This is a genomic window from Priestia sp. FSL H7-0729 (genome assembly GCF_038005685.1).
In the GTDB taxonomy this organism is placed as follows: domain Bacteria; phylum Bacillota; class Bacilli; order Paenibacillales; family Paenibacillaceae; genus Paenibacillus.
Genome location: NZ_JBBOTQ010000002.1, coordinates 87,659 through 105,862, shown reverse-complemented (window position 1 = coordinate 105,862; position 18,204 = coordinate 87,659). Strand labels below are relative to the sequence as shown.

Genomic DNA, 18,204 nt, shown 5'->3' with positions numbered 1-18,204 from the left:
ATGACTTTAATTCACGTTGTTATCTGATGAATTTATTCCAACACTATATTGTTCTATGTATCCATCCAGCCATTCCCCGAGCCCAGCCATCTGAATTTTATCCACCTGAATCAACGTTCCAACCTGCATTAGTCCACCTATAATTTTACCTTCACGCTCTTCTTGTTCCTGGAAACGAAATAGTGGATTCAGCATAACCTCACCGTTCTGCATGCCAATCACTTCACTAATCTCTGTCACCCGCCGTGAGCGATCTCTTAGCCGGGACAGATGTACAAAAATATCGATTGCTGAACTAATCTGCTGCCTTACAACCGCAATGGGAAGATCCGCACCGCTGAGCACCATCGTTTCCAGTCTGCTGATCATGTCCGAGATGGTATTCGCATGCCCTGTTGATAAGCTCCCATCATGACCTGTGTTCATGGCTTGTAACATATCCAGCGCTTCTGCGCCCCTTACCTCACCAATCACAATCCGATTCGGACGCATCCGTAAGGAAGACTTGATCAGATCACGAATGGATATCTGTCCCTTGCCTTCGGTATTAGCATTCCGCGTTTCCAGTGATACCAGATTCGGTACCGTAACAATCTGTAACTCAGCCGAATCCTCAATAGTAATAATCCGCTCATCGGCAGGGATGAACTGTGATAATGCGTTCAGAAAGGTCGTTTTTCCCGATCCGGTTCCACCTCCAATAAAGATGTTGTATTTACTCCGTACCAACTGCTGTAATAATTCTGCCGCTTCTTCATGCAGAGCTCCCTTTTCAATCAGATCGGACATCTTCATCGGTTCACTGGGGAATTTACGAATCGTCATCGTGGGGCCTTTCAAGGCAATAGGTGGCAACACGATATTGACCCGTGAACCATCCTTTAGACGGGCATCTACGATTGGAGAAGACTCATTCACAATCCGGTTTACCCCGGACACAATCATCTGGATAATATCCTCGAGCCGTTCCCGGGACTCAAATTCAAGGCTGATCTGACTGACTTCACCTTCCTGCTCCACAAATATTTCCTTGTGACTATTAATCATAATCTCGGTAATATCGGGATGATCCACGAGCGGCTGCAAAATATCCAATCCACGAAAGGAGTCAAACAACCGCTGTACCAGCGTATGACGCTCTCCTGAGGTCAATTCATCCAGCTTCGGGTCGGTGAGAACTTTGCGTTCTATCCCCAGCCACAGTTCATCATCTCCTGCTGAAGAGGTTAAATCGAGCCCAGCCCTGACTTCCCTGCGCATCATCTGAAACTGTTCTTCACGATCCAGTATTCTATGGGTTGAATCCGTCATAGTGCCCACCGATCTTGCTTCTGAATTCGCCCCGTTTGCTTCAATTCTTCTTCGCCATCTTGTACCAGCATGGCACATAATCTCTTCACTTCACGTTGGAAGATCGGTGAACTAAGCAGGACTTCCTCCTGACTCAGTTGTTTCCAAGAAGGGATATAGGGCAACACTGCATCCAGATGCAGATCAGGGCGTGGGAGTGCATTGATAACATTTTCCCGATATTTGTTAACTACAAAGCGTGATCGGTCCATCATACTTTCATATACCTCTGGCTTTGTTCTTTCAGCATGCTGCAACCATTGTCCCCATCGATGCATGGCAGATATATCATCCTCAACCAACCAGACAAAAGCATCCGCTACATCCAGCACCCCTTCACTGCGCCCATCCCAACCGGAGTCCCCATCCAGAATGAGCATGTCATACTGTCCGCTATCGGATAAATAACGAAGCAGATTCACCGTATCCTCACGAGTCATTTGCAACAATTCTTTCCGATTCGATAATGGCCAGAACACATCGGCTTTCAGTGCTTCATGCCGGACCACATATCCATCCACGCCTTTTGATAGTGCCTGTAACTGCTTGCCGGATTCCTTTCTGCCCACCTTCAGATCGTATAACAGGCGTGACAATCCCGTCTCCGCATCCGGCTGGCGCTGCCCATTTCTAGTTAGTCCCTTTTCCAGAAAAGGGAGCGTACTGTCCAGCGTCTCCAGATTCAGATAAAGAACAGCATATCCTGCGAGTCCCAGTTGCTTCGCCATATGCAGGGCTACCGCCGTTTTGCCACTTCCACCCGAAGCAGATACTACACCGATGGAGAGAGTTTCTTGTCCCGGATGGTGCACCTTCTTGCGGCGTGGCTGCCGGCAGGCATGAATCACAGCATCCAGCAAAGCAGGCAGAGGTTGATATTTCATCAGCCGCTTGGCCTCATCCACCTCTTCCATTCCTTCACTAAGCATCAGCCAAGGTACACCTGATCCTTCTCCCCCGTTATTCAGCCAGTCATTCAGAAACTCCGGTTCCGCAATAACCAGATCCGGAAATTCCCTACCTTCTTGCTCATTCATATGCTCCCTGAAGGAATCCCCCAGGGAGAATGCCGTGAAACGCACATGAAGACCAGACGAACTCCCCTGCACATAATCCAGCCATGCGCTAATGTAATCTCTATCCTTTGAAACCAGAACAACCTTCAGTACAATCAAATTCCCCTTCCCTCCCTGTCAAAAAGCACAAAAAAGCACCGCCCAATAACCGCATGAATATGCAGTATATGGACGGTGCTTCCGTCACGTGCTATGAATGTATGGATAATATAGCATACAATTTCTGGGGGAGCAAGGGATTTATTCTAACCCTTCATCCTTAGGATTCATAGGGTGAATCAAACTCAATAATGTTACGATCAGGATCAAGTACAAAAATCTGCGCAAAGCCCGCTACACTATCGGGTCTTGCTTCGTACTCAATTCCCTGCTGTTCCAACCAAGCAATAGTCCCAGAATAACTGGTCACCCAGATTGCAAAGTGGCCGTCTGTTGTATCAATCCCAGCCTCACGCAGCGTGTGACCCTCTGGGTGCTGTAACAGATGAAGCTGCTGGCTGCCGATGGCATACCATGTACCTGTGGAGCGGAAAGCCGGACGTTCAATCTCCTGCATTCCCAGTAACCCCGAATAGAATTTTTTCGCGATTTCCAGGTCACGTACAGCCAGACTAACATGGTGGATGTGTGCGTATTCAATCATCTTGTATATCCCCTCTCTAATTATACATGACTATACTATAACACCTTGGACCCTGACCATAATCTCCGCTAAAAAGAAAACACCCCTGACTCTGATCCGCTAAGCCTTACGGCTCACACAGATCCAGTTCAGAGGTGCTGCAATCGATATGCATTGATGCTCGCTTAGAGCATTGAGTTCATCTTCAACATATCACTTGGCATTACCATATTATTTTGCGCTATCCAATGCTTCTTGTGGAATCTTGATCTCTTCCACTTTATCCTGGTTAGAAAATGTACTGTTCATCTTCATGTCCATCGTCATTTTCTGTCCATTCTGTTCCATCTCCATGACCATGGCTACATCTGTACTTGCAGGCAAGTAAGTTTCTTTGTTGATCATGTATTTCATCTTCATACTCGTGATATTCATCTGATCAAGCATGGCTTGCATCTGAGCATCCGATCCATTTTGCTCCATTACGGCTTTGGCCAGTTCTTTCACGTTATCACCGGATACGTCAGCGTTAATTACATAATTGTCGCCTTCTTCGGTTACTTCAGTATCTTCTTCGATCTTTTTGAATTGCTCTAATTCGCCTTCAGGATTCATGCTTGCTTTCATCTGCTCAATCAATGCAGCAGTTTGATTTTCAGGAATCGTGACCCATTGATCCCCAACTTGGGAGTAGATTTTATCCGAAGTGATATACTGCTTCACATTTTGAGCTTCCTGTCCCGACATTTCCATATTCATCTCTTGATAGATCATCATTGGATCCTTGATAATATCCATCTTGAGCGATGTTTTAACCTGTTGATCCTGGGACTGTTCACCAGCATCCAGTTTCAGATTCTGATCAATGTTTGCTTCAGTTCTGAAGCTTTTCATTTCTTTCGTTGCTGCATTGGTTTTGGTAATTAGCTCGTCCAAGGTAGGGATTTTTGTCTGCTGCTCTGCAGGTGTATTCCCTTCGTTCGTCGTTTCGTTGTTCGTCGCTGGCGGCGTTGCCGTGTTATCTGTGTCGTTACCGCATGCTGCCAAGCTTACTGCTAATAATGCCCCGATAAATAATGTAGTCCACTTCTTCAAGTTATTGTCCTCCCAAAATAGATATGATCTGTAGTCATTACCCAATTATTTCCGTTATTAATCATAAAAATCGATCTTTGATCTCCGGTGTAGGCAACATGCATGCTTCATCCTTGCCAAACCAGCGATAACGGTTGCGAGCAACCCAGTTATAGACTGCATTACGAATAAATTTCGGTACAACAATGAACACATATAATAATGGATAAGGGAACTTCAGACCTTTTGCCAATCGCAGTGCGGCGGTTGAGCGTGTATAGTATTTTCCATTTTCAATCAGAACAAAAGTGTCCATACTGTCTGTCGATAAATTACCCTTCGCCAGCAGTTCCTTGGCTACATCGGATTGGAGCGAGGCAAAATGATATTTCCCTTCCGGGTCACGCTTGATAATCCATTTGGTTAAGCCCTGGCAGAAGTGACAGACGCCATCCACCAGTACGATGGGATGTCCCTGATGCACATCCGTTTGATTTGCTGTCATATTGGCTGCCTCCTATTGTTGCGGTTAGAGTAACTTACCCAATCTGAGCCATCTTGTTTCCTAATTCTAAAAATATTACTTCTAGAAGTAGTTCAAAAAGTCCGCAAACCGCTCTTTTTGAACACGCATTAATGGGAAGTATAAAGAAAAAGAGCGCAGGCATTGTGCCCACGCTCGTATCTTGTCCGACAATTACTCAGCAATTGCCTTTTCCATCCATTGGTCATCGATCATTTGTTGATGCAGGTCACTTGCCCACTGGTCCATACATTTGCAAATGAAATCTTTGCGACATACTGGACAAGGCGTTTTCTGCAGACGGCTGATATTGGTCATCTTCCATTCGGGAGAACGGGAGTAGAATACACGGCATTTTGTACCGTCTACCAAATTCATTTTGAATTCGTACAATCCGTCTTCCTTGTTACCATAAGCTAATTCTAAATCTGCAATACGCGGTCTATAAGACATGGATATCACCTGTTTAATTCAAATTTGGTTCATGCAATGACACTACTCAGTACTAAGTTATATTAAAGAAAATTCAGTTCAATGTCAACTCGCGCATGTCTACCCGCCAAACAGAATATCCAGAATCGTCCCTACTTGCCCTTGTTTTTTACCTTTCAAAACATCCGGATCAAATACTTCAACATAGCCGCAGGAAGCACAAGCCACGAACAGGTAGTGGTTATGTTGTATATCAAACATCTTGCTCAGGCCAGCTCCTGACATGGAAACTTCCTTAATGTTACAATCCGTGCCCCTGCATTTCGTGCATACAAATCGGCGCTCGATCATCTCTTCAATACTCATCTTCGTTCCCCCTTTATGGAATGTGTAGCATGAAGTGGGAGTGCAATTATGTAAAATAGTACGCGATCCGGCATCTGATCTCCTGCATCATGTCCTTAGATTATAATCAACACAAAACCCTGCCGATTGCCAGCAGGGCTTTGTAATCGAACATCAGGTATCAGAAATACCCCTGCTCTATATGTTCCCCTTTACTTGCGGGAGTCGAATCTTAGACTACGTTCAATACAACATCAATGTTACCACGTGTCGCTTTGGAATACGGACAGAAATCATGTGCCTTGCGCGCCAGATCTTCTGCTTGACTGTGATCGACACCAGGCATACTCACGTCCAGACGAACAGATAATTGGAAACCGTCATCCGCAGGGTCTTTACCAATGGATACGTTACTTGTAACGACCACATTCTCCAATTTTACACCTGCTTTACGTGCTACATTGGCAAGTGCACTTTCATAACATGCTCCATATCCAGCGGCGAAGAGCTGTTCAGGGTTGGTACCTTCACCACCGGAACCACCAAGCTCTTTGGGCATTTTCAGATCATGTTTGAGCACGCCATCCGAAGAAGTCACCGAACCTGTACGTCCACCTTTAACTGTCGCTACTGCTGTATATAAAGCTTCCATTTAGAATCTCTCCCTTATCCATATAGTTTTTAACTGCCTTGCTTTCAATTTAAACTTCTGGCTCATTTTGAAACGCAAGTTGTATCTTTATCAGCTTTTACAACTTTATTATTTTCATGCATTTTAACACCATGGCTGTATTTTTCCTGAGGTTGGGTAATATACGAAGGGGCTTTTACGAATTAGAACCGAAATTTTGTGTTAATACATAAAAGTTGCACTAGACAAAAATTATTGAAGGAGTACAATGTAACAATAAACATAAAAATTTAGATATATCATGCGCGGTTTGTCCCGCATCAATATTCCAAAGTCAGGTGATTATCGTATGAGTAAAAAAAATCCGTTCAACGCTCCTTCAAGAGAATCATTGTCTACTGCAGGCATGGCCCCTTCCCTTGGAGAAGCGCATAGCTCCATGAAAGTTCCGCAGAATGCTGCATGGTGGAAAAAATTTCTCGCCTTCGTTGGCCCAGGATACCTCGTTGCCGTAGGTTACATGGACCCCGGCAACTGGGCAACAGATATCGCAGGCGGCTCGCAGTTCGGGTATACCTTGTTATCCGTCATCCTGCTCTCGAACCTGATGGCCGTTGTACTTCAATCGTTGGCTGGAAAACTCGGCATCGTCACTGGACGGGATCTGGCTCAAGCCTGTCGTGAACGCTTCAGCATGCCTGTTGTCATGATGTTATGGATCCTGTGCGAACTTGCCATTGCAGCTACCGATCTGGCTGAGGTCATCGGTTCTGCCATCGCGTTAAAGCTGTTATTCAACATCCCCATGTTGTACGGTGTTATCATCACCGCAGTTGATGTACTTCTGATTCTGGTGCTGCAAAATAAAGGCTTCCGCGCCCTGGAAACTCTCGTTATTGTGCTGATGGCGACCATTGCCCTCTGCTTCGGGATTGACCTGTTCCTGGCAAAACCGGATATGGGCGGTGTTCTCCATGGTTTTGTCCCAAATGTGGAGATCCTGCAGAACCCTGCCATGCTCTATATTGCCATTGGTATTATAGGAGCAACCGTGATGCCGCATAATCTGTATCTGCATTCTTCCATTGTGCAGACGCGTCAGATCGAACAGACACCACAGGGCAAAAAAGAAGCGATTCGTTATTCGACCATGGACTCTACAATCGCGCTGACACTCGCCTTGTTCATCAATGCGGCCATCCTGATTGTATCCGCTGCTGTATTCCATAGTGCCGGCATGACACAGGTTGCCGAGATCGCAGATGCCTACCATCTGCTGACACCTCTATTGGGTACAACGGTTGCAAGTATCCTGTTCGGTGTGGCGTTGTTAGCATCAGGTCAGAATTCTACCCTTACAGGGACACTCGCTGGACAGATTGTGATGGAAGGCTTCCTGAACATTCGAATTCCAGCTTGGCTGCGCCGACTGGTCACACGTCTGATCGCCATCATCCCGGCGGTAATTGTCACAGCGATTGCAGGAGAACACGGCACAGAAGAACTGCTCATTTTGAGCCAGGTTGTGCTGTCGCTTCAATTGCCTTTTGCGGTAATTCCCCTGGTGATGTTCACGAGTGACAAAAAAAGCATGGGGGCATTCGCCAACAAATTGTGGCTCAACATCATTTCATGGGTCATTGCCTCGATTATCGTGGTGCTGAATATCTATCTGATCATTCAAACGATCCGGTTATTCTAATCACGTTCTTATTGATAAAATACTAAAAAGGCTGATCAACTCCGGTATTCGATACCAGATTGATCAGCCTTCTTTTATTAATAATCACCTAATCCTGATTCGGCACCAGTAACGGCAGGAGTTGATCCAATGAATCAACAGTCCAATCCGCACGTTCGTCCTCCGATCGGTCTGGCTGGAATCTTCCGTAACCTTGCATAATTCGAATCGTACGCATGCCCAGCTTCCGAGCAGGTATAATATCGTTATCGATCCGATCCCCGACCATGACGGCTTCCTCTGGCGTACATCCTGCCTGTTTCAGGGCCACCGCGTATAACTCCGGATCTGGCTTGGACACCCCTTCTTCAGCCGAGCAGGCCAGAACATCAACATACTTCCGCAGTCCGTAACTCTCCAGTCTCTCTTCCGTTCCGGGACTCTGATTGGCAATAATGCCAATGCGATAATACCGTGACAACTGCTGGAGAACGGAATCCGCTGAAGGAAAAGGACGTTCAAGATCTTTTTGAAACTTCAGCTTGTCCTGAATCTGTTTCTGGTGTCCCTCGTCGTCAACGAATGTGCTAATCGCCACTCTCATAGGCCATTGCTCATAACTTTGGTAACAGTTCGCGAACAGTTCGCGTACCGCCTCAATCTTTACCGGATACCCCAAAGCACAGGCTTCGCGGACGAACTGTCCGATAATATCATCAACCGGCTCCCATTCATCCACCAGCGTATCTCCAACATCAAAAAACAACCACTTTAATCCACCTACATCCGGCACGCCAATTCCTCCTTGTAAGCATAAAAAAGAAGACTCACCATCTTGCATGAGTCTCCTCAAATTTCCGTTTATCGATACATTCAATTATAACAGGCACCTTACACCTGAGCAATCACAAGCTATGGCATTAACCATTGAGGAGAAAGCCGACTTCCCCATTGAGTGAATATACAATCCGGTCTGCGCCCATGCCCCGATAGATGCCCTTTGGATGACTCTGTTCCGTAATGACGCACAGGGATTTCGATGTCCATGAACGGCAGATCTGTAAATAACGGCAAGTCAGGTTCAGGCTGTTCTCAAAAATAAACACGTTGCCCACGCTGCCCTGCGGCAAAAACCATTTTTGAGCTGCAGCCGTATTCATGCGAATGACATGCTCTACCCCGATTCTACGGAGTCTGCGCTCTTCCCCTGCACTGTTGGTTAGAACGGCAAACGGCATTTTTTTGTACATCAGCAATTTGATAAATTTGCGTCCTGCTTCATTTGGAGCAGTCACTAAGATCATCTCAGTATCCATCATTCGTTCCTCCCTTGGCGTGAAAAGACAACAAAAAAGAAGCGTGGGGGACCAAGGCCTCCCGAACGCTTCTTAAAGAATCCATGGCGAAAACACCATGAACCAGCGTACGGCTTGTTGCCTCTCCCTTTAACGCTTACGAGGTTAGCTGACGGATTCGGGCGCGAGAGTCGCCCTATTTCCGGCTGTCACCGGAAAATTCACCCCATGAATGCCTACTGTCCTGGACAGCGCATTCTGTTGGTTCCCCCGTTTCCCACTCATGACTGAATGGAAACTCAGCGATTAAAACATCGTTCGTATATCTTAAGATCAGATCGAGCGATATTATCGTTTGTTTCGTTTTTCAGGTACAATTTAGTTTAAATTGAAATTACGTTATGAATCATACACCCGTACCATGACGGTGTAAAGTCCGTACAGATCACCGAATCGACAGATTTTCGCCAATACCGATCCATAATAACGCTTACAACATGGTTATACTCTATCCATCTCTTCAAGGCTATCTAATTCTCACTCTGACGAAAGTCACTTCGCATTTCATTCACGTATTCTGCACAACTTGCCCGTTTTGGTTCTTTTAACACCATATTAATTTTGCATTATTTAATTGCATCCAATATAATAAGAGATATCAGATGATATCATGGAGGCGATTAGATGACAGTTTACGATTACAAAGTCAATACCCTTCGGGGCCAAGAAGTTGAAATGTCCGACTACCGTGATAAAGTGTTACTGATTGTAAATACCGCAAGCTCATGCGGACTTACCCCTCAGTTCAAAGGTCTGCAAGAACTGCAAGACAAGTTCCAAGATGCCCCGTTTGAAGTCCTTGGTTTTCCAAGCAACCAATTTGCACAGGAAAAAGGTTCTTCCGACGATATCGCCGAGTTCTGTCAGATGAATTATGGCGTAAGCTTCCCGATGTTTGAGAAAATTGATGTGAATGGCTCAAGCGCTCACCCTCTCTTCCAGCACCTTAGCAAAGAAGCACCAGGCCTGCTTGGCTCCAAAGCAATCAAATGGAATTTCACCAAATTCCTTGTGGATCAGAACGGACAGGTAATTAAGCGTTATGCTCCGAAAACAACACCTGACAAGATTGAAGAAGATATCAAGAATTTGCTGCAAAAATAGTACATTGGCCACCCGTGCCGGAAGGTAGAGCACCATTACCCCCGGGAATGGATGGCCTTTTTTCTCACCCCTGGATACCCGACTGTTCGAAAAGACACAAAAAAAGAAGCTCTCCATTAAAGGAAAGCTTCTTCTTCATCGTTCATATGATGCGGTCGAGAGGACTCGAACCTCCACGGGCATACGCCCACTACCCCCTCAAGATAGCGTGTCTGCCATTCCACCACGACCGCATGTCGTAAATAATCGGCAACAGAATTGATTATACCGGGTTCAGAAATAAAAGTAAAGTATTTTTTAAACCTTCTTTTTCAGCCAGGCATTTTCCTCAAAAAACGCATATTCTCGTCATGTTTATCCATGAACTGCATATCCTTAGATTTGATCCCCTCTTTTCCGGCTAGAGCCGATCTTGTTGATTCATTAATATGTAGTCCTTCCTTATATATAGTCCTCCCTGCACTTCGCCACACAAATAACACAATAGGTTATATAAAATAACACAAATATTAAATATCAGAATCTATTCATTAAATTCAACAGATACTATTGACAAAAAGCGGACATTTATGGGATGATAACTATCATATAATTCGGATTTCCAAACATAAAGTTAACAAAAAGGAATATAAATGTCATTTAACATGACATTTAACGAACACAGGAGGCGAATGATTGTGAACCGTGGGAATAAGCTGCTCGATTATGTCAAACTGCTTGATTCCTCTATTCAGGTTGGAGGGTTTACCCATTCCTTCGGCATGGATATCCATATCAGGGAGGGTACCATTCGTAATGCTGAAGATCTCGAATCATTCATGCGTTGTCAGTTGCATCCCAGCATTGTTCGTCTTGAAGGCATGGCCATCAAAGGCATCTATACCGCAGCAGATCACAAGGATACATGGCGGATAGCTCTGATCGATAAACTGGTCCACGTTCAGCGAACTCCTGGAGATCTCAGAGAACAAGCTGCCGCCATGGGAAAACGATTGATCAGACTGGCACGCGCTCTGCACCCCTGGATTGATTTCAGCCAGCTCGAACAGATCTTCGCCAAATATGATTCGGTTGGCTGCCTCTCCACTGTTCACGCCTGGATTAACCATCACCTCGACATCCCGGTCGAGGAAGCGGTCCTTGGTTACCTGCATTCAGCCATGAATGCCTGCATAACCGAAGCCTCCAAAGTCATTCCCCTGAACAACGATATAACCAAAGATCTGATGGTACGCCTGGCCTCAGATCTGGAGAATGAATGGAATACCGTATGCGCCTCGGCTACGGATGGACTGGTACAACCAACCTCGATGTCCATGAAATCATTTTTCCCCAGTTTCCATATGCTTGGAGCTGGACTTCATGCCTACAGAGCCTAATCCTCTTCCTTCTCCCCTTCATTCAGACAAACACAAAAACACGCGGCAACCTCCTTGCCGTCGTGTTTTTTGTCGTTTTATTTGTTTATTTAACGTATTTACGCCATTTAACATCAAAAAATACACTTTTTTCCGTCTTTTTTAATTGTTAGATGACGCATTTACGTATATAATAAAATACACAGCTCGTATTTCTATATATTTTACACGAAGAAATGGCGACTGAATACTACATTCTAACCAGGGGTGAACCCTTTTGAACAAGAACAAGAAAAAACCAGTGACCCCGTTCGGATGGGCCATCAAACGACGGCTAACCGAACTTCAAGTGGACCAGAAGACCTTTTGCGAACAGCATGGCATCCCACCCTACCGTTTATCCAATCTCATTCACGGCACGCGTAAAGCCACCCGATTCAGACACCTGGTTGCTGACATTTTGGATATTCCAGATGAACTGAGATAAAATTTCTGCCAAGGAGGGCCCCATCCATGAGACATGTTACATCCGATCTGGAGAGGCTATCGTTCCAGTCCATTCGTCACCAACTCATCATCGTTGATCACCATTGGGTTATCCACAGTTGTAACCACGCATGGCAACAGGGACTCGGCCAATCATTACTCAACCCGGAAGCGAGCAGTAATCATACACATTACCTGCATCTGACGGAAGCCTGGGCAATACGAAGCAAGAACGCACACACGGCACTTGTCGCACAGAATTTGAAAGAACGCGGAGTACCTTTTCATCGAAATCATACATACGACATCTGCGTGTATACGGCATGCAACGAAGAGCGGTGGTTTCGCGTGGAACTCACCCCTCTGTCTCATGCGAATTCAATTTTGGATATCGATCTCGCTCTGATTGCACACATGGATATTACCGAACAGAAAAAGACAGAACGCCAATTAAAAAAGGCCCTGTCTGACGTGCGCACATTGCGCGGACTCCTGCCTATTTGCGCTGTCTGCAAACAAATCAAGGACGAAAAGGAACATTGGAACTCCGTTGAGAGTTATCTGGAGAAGCATACCCACGCCGAATTTACCCATGACATCTGCCCGGAATGCATCCGGCGGTTATACCCGAAATACTCAAATATTCTGGACAAGCGTTCCTGAAACCTTTCTTTATACTCCACACGCTAACAGGAATCACACAGACAGATGATGTTCAAACTGCGACATATCCAGTTCTTGCGGTGTCCCATGCAAGGTGATCGTTCCTTTGTCCATAATATAGATATAATCTGCGGCACTTCGCACGAAATCAATACTTTGCTCTACCAACAGAACCGAGAGGTCTCCCTTTGCCTTGAGCTGCAAAATAACCTGCCGAATATCCTCCACGATAGAAGGCTGAATGCCTTCTGTCGGCTCATCAAGTAATAACAACCCGGGACGTGAAGCCAACGCACGAGCGAATGCCAACTGTTGCTGCTGCCCACCACTCAGATCCCCGCCCTGCCGTCCATACATTGTAGCAAGCACTGGAAACATCGCCAGCACATCCTCTGGGAACACCTTTACCCCCGGCGCACTTGTCTCCAGGCCAAGCAACAAGTTTTCTTTCACCGTAAGCTGCGGAAAAATCTCCCGCCCCTGCGGTACATAACCAATCCCTGCTCTTGCCCGCTTGGCTGTGTCCAAGGTAGATAACTCCTGATGTTGCCACTGAATACTGCCTTTACGTGTTTTGAGCAGGCCCATTAATGTTTTCATCAATGTTGTTTTACCTACACCGTTACGGCCCATTAGGCACACCACCTGTCCAGGCTTTACGTCCAGGTTCACTCCACGTAGCACATTGCTTTCCCCGTAGCCGGATTCAATTCGTTGCAGCGACAGCATGGTCATCCCTCCTTTTACCCAGATACACTTCAGCCACTTTCGGGTCTGCCTGTACCTCCGCCATCGTACCTTCCTTCAGCAGTTTCCCTTCATGCATTACTGTTACCTTGGCTGCGAACTCTCGTACAAACTCCATATCATGCTCCACCACCACAACCGAGCGTTCACACGCAATCTCTTGCAGAAGTCGCCCGGTCTTGTGTGTTTCTTCATCCGTCATGCCTGCGGCTGGTTCGTCCAGTAACAACAAACGCGGCTCTTGCAGAAGCAACATGCCAATCTCAAGCCACTGCTTCTCCCCATGTGATAACGCCCCTGCACGAGCATAGACGCGATCTTGCAGACCAATCTGGAGGGTAACACGCTCCATGGCAGCACTCATTTTCCCATATCGACGAATACCGATGGCTTGCAAAGGAGAACGGCGAGTCTCTGCCGCCAGTGTCAGATTCTCCTGCACCGTCAGACCTGCGAAGATCGATGGCGCCTGGAATTTGCGTCCTACACCTTTGCGAACAATCTGGTGTTCTCTCAGTCGCGTCAATTCCGTGCCATCCGCTATTTTCACCGAGCCGGACATGGGTTTGGTTTTACCACATATCACATCCAGCATCGTGGTTTTCCCTGCACCATTCGGTCCAATCAGAAAATGCAGATCATGCTCATGCAGCTTCAGATTCATTCCTTTGACCGCAACGAACCCGCCAAATGCCACCGTAATATCCTCGGCGATCAGAACCGCTGAATCCTCAGTAGACTTCAGGTTTTTCCCGAGTGACTTGGACATGTGCACTTTCTCCTCTCCGTTTCAGCAAGCGAACGACATGACGATACACACCCACAATTCCGTTAGGCATGAACAAGACGACCGTTACAAAGAGCCCACCAATGACAAACAGCCATCCTTCAGGGTAAGCTTCGCTGATGCCTGTTTTGGCTGCATTCAGCACCACCGCTCCGATAACCGCTCCAATAAGCGTACCGCGACCACCCAGTGCAACCCAGAGGACCATCTCAATGGAAGGAACAATGCCCATCATGGATGGCGAGATAATGCCTACCTGAAGAACAAACAGCATGCCCGCGATGCCTGCAAGTGCACCGGAAAAGGCAAAAGCCAGCGTTTTGTATCCTGCCGGATCATATCCGAGGAATCGCACCCGATTCTCTCCATCACGCGCCGCTTCGAGCACCTGACCGAAACGACTGTTCACCATTCGACGACAGAGCACATACGCGATCACCAGAACAGCAAGCGTTATATAGTAGAGAACAATGGTTGTTCCAGCGGAATGAAGTGTAAAACCAAAGATTGAATTATATCCGGTAATGCCATTCGTTCCACCCGTCCATTCCTGTTTGCCAACAAATAACGTCACTGTGATGAGAACCAAAGCCTGAGTCAGGATGGTAAAATAAACACCGGTGATCCGGTTACGGAACGTAAACCACCCCAGGGCAAAGGCGAGTAATGCCGGAAGGGCTATCCCCAATATCAGCGCCACGGGGAAAGAGCGAAATGGTTCCCAGAACCACGGCAGACCACTGAGACCACTCCATCCCATGAAGTCAGGAAGTGTTGCTCCACTGGCCTGAAGCTTCAGATACATCGCCATCGCGTACCCACCCAGACCAAAGAATACCCCATGCCCAAGACTCAACACACCCCCATACCCCCAGATCAGATCGAGACCGATGGCCAGGATCGCCAGTGCCAAAAACTTGGCTAACAGGCTCAGACGAAACTCCGTGGAGATCAGCGGAGCAAGACACATCATGATCAGTACAACCGCCCAGATAATCCTCATTTTCAGACTGCCAGTTTTGAGTAATGCCGACATGAACTAACCCCCTTCTTCACGTTAATCGAGACTCCGTGTGCGCATCGCGACCAAGCCGCGTGGTTTCCATTGCAGAAAAGCAACGATACATACAAACACAAGCACCTTGCCAATCGAGGCCGAGGTATATGTTTCGAACAATGTGTTGAACATGCCGATCCCCAGCGCACCGCACACGGTTCCAACCAATTTCCCCACCCCACCCAGAACAACGACCATGAACGCATCCACAATATAATAGGTACCAAGGGAAGGACCAATTGGACCGATAAGTGTTAACGCACAACCAGCAATTCCGGCGATGCCCGAACCAATGGCAAAGGTCATGCCATCCACCCGTCGGGTCGAAATCCCAAGACACCCCGCCATACTTCGGTTCTGCATCACAGCCCTCATTCGTCTTCCGGAAGATGTTCGATAGATATAGAGATACATACACAGCAGCACAACCGCAACCAGTGCGATAATGAAAATTCGCTTGTACGGAAATATAATGCCGTCCGAGATCGCCAACCCTCCATTGAGCCAAGCCGGACTGGATACCCCCACATTTGGTGCACCGAATATTGTACGGGCCAGTTGTTGCAGCATCATCCCTACACCCCAGGTCGCGAGCAGACTATCCAGCGGCCTGCCATATAGATGCCTGATCAGCACCACTTCGAGCAACCAGCCAATCAGAGCAGCTACGATGAACGCAATCGGCAAAGCAACAACAAAGTAGGCACCAAACCACGCCGCTGGAGCATAGGACATGAACAGATTTTGTGTTACATACGTTGCATATGCACCGATCATAATCAGTTCACCGTGAGCCATATTGATCACATTCATCAGCCCAAACGTTACCGCCAGACCAAGTGCAATCAACAACAAAATTGAACTGATACTCAGACCATTGAACATCTGCAGGATAAACATATCCATCGTTATCCCCTCCTCCATACGTGACTCTCGATAGTTCACATCACTTCAATTCGCACCACTCTCACGTTTTGCATAGCGGTAACGCTTTACCGCGATACGGTGAGAGGATGTGTTGTCACACCCTCGTCTATGAATCGGCTGCTTTGAAGCAAGTTACCTTTATTTATTACGAGGTTTCTATGTTATTTGGCGCTAAGAGAAGCTCCCCATTCATACGTTTTCAGATAAGGGTCCGGTTTGACAGGCGCACCAGAATTCCACAATTCCTTGAACTGCCCATCTTCCTGTACCTCACCGATCCGTACGGTTTTGTAGATATGCTGATTCTCTCCATCCACGGTTACTTTACCTTCCGGTGCATCAAACTCCAGACCCTTCGCAGCTGCCTTCACCTTCTCCACGTCGGTTGATCCTGCTTTTTCCACCGCCGCCTTCCAGAGATAAACCGCCACATATCCCGCTTCAATTGGATCTGCCGTCACTCGATCAGCACCGTATTTTTCCTTGTACTTGGCTACAAATGTTGCATTTTCAGGTGTATCCGTTGTCTGATAATAATTCCATGAAGCGAGATGCCCCTTCAATACGTCTGCGCCAATACCACGGATCTCTTCCTCCGCCACACTTACCGAGAGGGTTGTCATCTGATCCGAAGAAATTCCGGCATCCTTCAATTGTTTGAAGAAGGCCACATTGCTGTCTCCGTTCAGCGTATTGTATACAATATCCGGCTTCGCAGCCTTGATTTTGCTAATGATGGTACTGTAATCGGTATGTCCCAACGGTGTATATTCCTCACCCACCACTTCGCCGCCTTCTGCTGCGAGTTGTGCCTTAATGACCTGATTGGCCGTTTTTGGAAAAACATAATCTGAACCGAGCAGATAAAACGTCTTGCCCCTGTTCTCCAGTAACCAGGTTACGGATGGAACGATCTGCTGATTCGTTGTTGCTCCTGTATAAAAAATATTTGGCGACGATTCCAATCCTTCATATTGCACCGGGTAAAACAATAGACCTTTGTTCTGTTCGAACACCGGGAGCATAGCCTTCCGACTTGCAGAGGTCCAACCGCCAAATACAGCAGCGACCTTATCTTGTTGCAGCAGCTTTCCAGCCTTCTCCGCAAAAGTAGGCCAATCCGAAGCACCATCCTCAATTACCGGCTCGATCTGCTTACCCAAAACTCCACCCGCGGCGTTAATCTCTTCAATAGCAAGCATCTCGGCATCTTTAACAGATACCTCACTGATTGCCATAGTTCCGCTGAGGGAGTGAAGAATGCCCACTTTAATCGTATCACCGGATGCAGCCGGCTCTCCTGTACCACCCGAACCTGAGACTTCAGGTGGAGCAGTGCCCTCCACACATCCTGTCATTACCATGACCGCACCCAGCAAAATGCTCCATAACTTGACCGTCCTCTTCTTCAATAGCCTACACTCCCTTTTTTTAGTCTATTGCCGAACATTAAGGTCATTTACACCCGAAATGTTCGTTGATCCAAATTATGGAGTCTTACACTCTTCATGTCAATATAGCTTACATAATTTTATTTTATGCCTACTCGTTTCATGCATGCTGCTAATAAGCTTTGAAGCTTATTGACAAAGGGTTCACCCTGTGTGAGTATATTTAACATACAATATGTTCCACGAATATATCAGACTCTATAAGCGAAAGGTCGGATTGCCTTGCACTGGACTGAGCAGGAAAAGGAAAAACTCCTGATTACCGTGGCCGCTAACCTCGCCCGTGAACGAAGAGCACGCGGGCTCAAGTTAAATGTTCCCGAAGCCATAGCCCTGTTGACCTCCGAACTCATGGAGCGGGCACGGGATGGCATGAGTGTTGCCGAATTAATGAGATACGGAGGCACCATCCTGACACGCGAAGACTGTATGGATGGTATTCCCGATATGATCCCTGAAGTACAGGTAGAAGCCACATTTCCTGACGGTACCAAACTGGTTACCGTACATGAACCTATACGCTGAGAAAGGCAGG

At 46.8% G+C, this 18,204-nt stretch carries 21 protein-coding genes, 1 tRNA gene and 1 riboswitch; of the genes, 6 read left to right on the top strand and 16 right to left on the bottom strand.

Annotated features, from left to right (window positions below; genetic code table 11):
* Positions 1-6: 6 nt before the first annotated feature.
* The 8 genes from MHH93_RS06755 to MHH93_RS06720 all read right to left on the bottom strand — a co-directional run bounded on the left by MHH93_RS06755 (position 7) and on the right by MHH93_RS06720 (position 6,074).
* Positions 7-1,311, bottom strand: coding sequence for a TadA family conjugal transfer-associated ATPase (locus MHH93_RS06755; RefSeq protein WP_500053404.1), 1,305 nt, complete (start codon positions 1,309-1,311; stop codon positions 7-9).
* Complete coding sequence (locus tag MHH93_RS06750) at positions 1,308-2,525, bottom strand: nucleotide-binding protein (protein WP_500053403.1); 1,218 nt, start codon at positions 2,523-2,525, stop codon at positions 1,308-1,310. The genes MHH93_RS06755 and MHH93_RS06750 overlap by 4 nt, the downstream gene beginning before the upstream one ends.
* A 160-nt stretch (positions 2,526-2,685) precedes the next feature.
* The gene (locus MHH93_RS06745) at positions 2,686-3,069 is read right to left on the bottom strand and encodes a VOC family protein (RefSeq protein ID WP_440387504.1); all 384 of its coding nucleotides are present in this window, start codon (positions 3,067-3,069) and stop codon (positions 2,686-2,688) included.
* Between the two features lie 210 nt (positions 3,070-3,279).
* Positions 3,280-4,143 carry a DUF6612 family protein gene (locus MHH93_RS06740; RefSeq protein ID WP_500053402.1) on the bottom strand — a complete coding sequence of 288 codons (864 nt, stop codon included), beginning with the start codon at positions 4,141-4,143 and terminating at the stop codon, positions 3,280-3,282.
* A 61-nt stretch (positions 4,144-4,204) separates the two neighbouring features.
* Positions 4,205-4,627 (bottom strand): thiol-disulfide oxidoreductase DCC family protein, encoded by a 423-nt coding sequence (locus tag MHH93_RS06735; protein WP_500053401.1) that lies wholly within the window; start codon positions 4,625-4,627, stop codon positions 4,205-4,207.
* Between the two features lie 192 nt (positions 4,628-4,819).
* Positions 4,820-5,098 carry a hypothetical protein gene (locus MHH93_RS06730; protein WP_253431871.1) on the bottom strand — a complete coding sequence of 93 codons (279 nt, stop codon included), beginning with the start codon at positions 5,096-5,098 and terminating at the stop codon, positions 4,820-4,822.
* 99 nt (positions 5,099-5,197) lie between these two features.
* The gene (locus tag MHH93_RS06725) at positions 5,198-5,443 is read right to left on the bottom strand and encodes a zinc ribbon domain-containing protein (protein WP_036610816.1); all 246 of its coding nucleotides are present in this window, start codon (positions 5,441-5,443) and stop codon (positions 5,198-5,200) included.
* 211 nt (positions 5,444-5,654) lie between these two features.
* Entirely contained in the window at positions 5,655-6,074 is a 420-nt protein-coding gene (locus MHH93_RS06720) for an organic hydroperoxide resistance protein (RefSeq protein WP_017690005.1), read from the bottom strand.
* 385 nt (positions 6,075-6,459) lie between these two features.
* On the opposite strand from MHH93_RS06720, the gene MHH93_RS06715 reads away from it, so the two are divergent.
* Positions 6,460-7,755, top strand: coding sequence for an Nramp family divalent metal transporter (locus tag MHH93_RS06715; RefSeq protein ID WP_440390096.1), 1,296 nt, complete (start codon positions 6,460-6,462; stop codon positions 7,753-7,755).
* Positions 7,756-7,843: 88 nt separating this feature from the next.
* Here MHH93_RS06715 and MHH93_RS06710 read toward each other — a convergent pair whose 3' ends face one another.
* Together MHH93_RS06710 and MHH93_RS06705 are read right to left on the bottom strand one after the other, a co-directional pair.
* On the bottom strand, positions 7,844-8,527 hold the full coding sequence (locus tag MHH93_RS06710) for an HAD family hydrolase (protein ID WP_500053400.1): 684 nt from the start codon (positions 8,525-8,527) through the stop codon (positions 7,844-7,846).
* 127 nt (positions 8,528-8,654) lie between these two features.
* Positions 8,655-9,053 carry an HAD family hydrolase gene (locus MHH93_RS06705; RefSeq protein ID WP_235193755.1) on the bottom strand — a complete coding sequence of 133 codons (399 nt, stop codon included), beginning with the start codon at positions 9,051-9,053 and terminating at the stop codon, positions 8,655-8,657.
* Between the two features lie 115 nt (positions 9,054-9,168).
* Positions 9,169-9,344: riboswitch (cyclic di-AMP (ydaO/yuaA leader) on the bottom strand.
* A 369-nt stretch (positions 9,345-9,713) separates the two neighbouring features.
* On the opposite strand from MHH93_RS06705, the gene MHH93_RS06700 reads away from it, so the two are divergent.
* Positions 9,714-10,193: a glutathione peroxidase gene (locus MHH93_RS06700; RefSeq protein ID WP_315938240.1), complete on the top strand. Its 480-nt coding sequence runs from the start codon at positions 9,714-9,716 to the stop codon at positions 10,191-10,193.
* A gap of 150 nt (positions 10,194-10,343) precedes the next feature.
* On the opposite strand, the gene MHH93_RS06695 is transcribed toward MHH93_RS06700, so the two are convergent.
* Positions 10,344-10,426: transfer RNA gene (locus tag MHH93_RS06695), tRNA-Leu, on the bottom strand.
* A 444-nt stretch (positions 10,427-10,870) separates the two neighbouring features.
* Between MHH93_RS06695 and MHH93_RS06690 the strand changes: the two genes are divergently transcribed.
* From MHH93_RS06690 to MHH93_RS06680, 3 genes are all read left to right on the top strand, one after another.
* Positions 10,871-11,572, top strand: a complete 702-nt coding sequence (locus tag MHH93_RS06690) for an urease accessory protein UreF (protein ID WP_500053399.1) — start codon at positions 10,871-10,873, stop codon at positions 11,570-11,572.
* Positions 11,573-11,828: 256 nt separating this feature from the next.
* Positions 11,829-12,038: an XRE family transcriptional regulator gene (locus MHH93_RS06685; RefSeq protein ID WP_440387492.1), complete on the top strand. Its 210-nt coding sequence runs from the start codon at positions 11,829-11,831 to the stop codon at positions 12,036-12,038.
* A 26-nt stretch (positions 12,039-12,064) separates the two neighbouring features.
* Positions 12,065-12,700 (top strand): nitrogen regulation protein NR(II), encoded by a 636-nt coding sequence (locus MHH93_RS06680; RefSeq protein ID WP_500053398.1) that lies wholly within the window; start codon positions 12,065-12,067, stop codon positions 12,698-12,700.
* A 33-nt stretch (positions 12,701-12,733) separates the two neighbouring features.
* Here the strand turns inward: MHH93_RS06680 and urtE are convergent, their stop codons facing one another.
* From urtE to urtA, 5 genes are all read right to left on the bottom strand, one after another.
* Positions 12,734-13,429: an urea ABC transporter ATP-binding subunit UrtE gene (gene urtE / locus MHH93_RS06675; protein WP_440387488.1), complete on the bottom strand. Its 696-nt coding sequence runs from the start codon at positions 13,427-13,429 to the stop codon at positions 12,734-12,736.
* Complete coding sequence (urtD, locus tag MHH93_RS06670) at positions 13,407-14,216, bottom strand: urea ABC transporter ATP-binding protein UrtD (protein WP_440387487.1); 810 nt, start codon at positions 14,214-14,216, stop codon at positions 13,407-13,409. Before urtD ends, urtE begins: the two co-directional genes overlap by 23 nt.
* Positions 14,179-15,270, bottom strand: coding sequence for an urea ABC transporter permease subunit UrtC (gene urtC, locus MHH93_RS06665; protein WP_440387486.1), 1,092 nt, complete (start codon positions 15,268-15,270; stop codon positions 14,179-14,181). Before urtC ends, urtD begins: the two co-directional genes overlap by 38 nt.
* A 21-nt stretch (positions 15,271-15,291) precedes the next feature.
* Positions 15,292-16,197, bottom strand: coding sequence for an urea ABC transporter permease subunit UrtB (gene urtB / locus MHH93_RS06660; protein WP_500053397.1), 906 nt, complete (start codon positions 16,195-16,197; stop codon positions 15,292-15,294).
* A 182-nt stretch (positions 16,198-16,379) separates the two neighbouring features.
* Entirely contained in the window at positions 16,380-17,576 is a 1,197-nt protein-coding gene (urtA, locus tag MHH93_RS06655; RefSeq protein ID WP_440390094.1) for an urea ABC transporter substrate-binding protein, read from the bottom strand.
* Between the two features lie 315 nt (positions 17,577-17,891).
* Here urtA and MHH93_RS06650 point away from each other — a divergent pair, with 315 nt between their 5' ends.
* A complete protein-coding gene (locus MHH93_RS06650) occupies positions 17,892-18,194 on the top strand; it encodes an urease subunit gamma (RefSeq protein WP_440387483.1) in 303 nt (100 codons plus the stop codon).
* Positions 18,195-18,204: the final 10 nt, after the last annotated feature.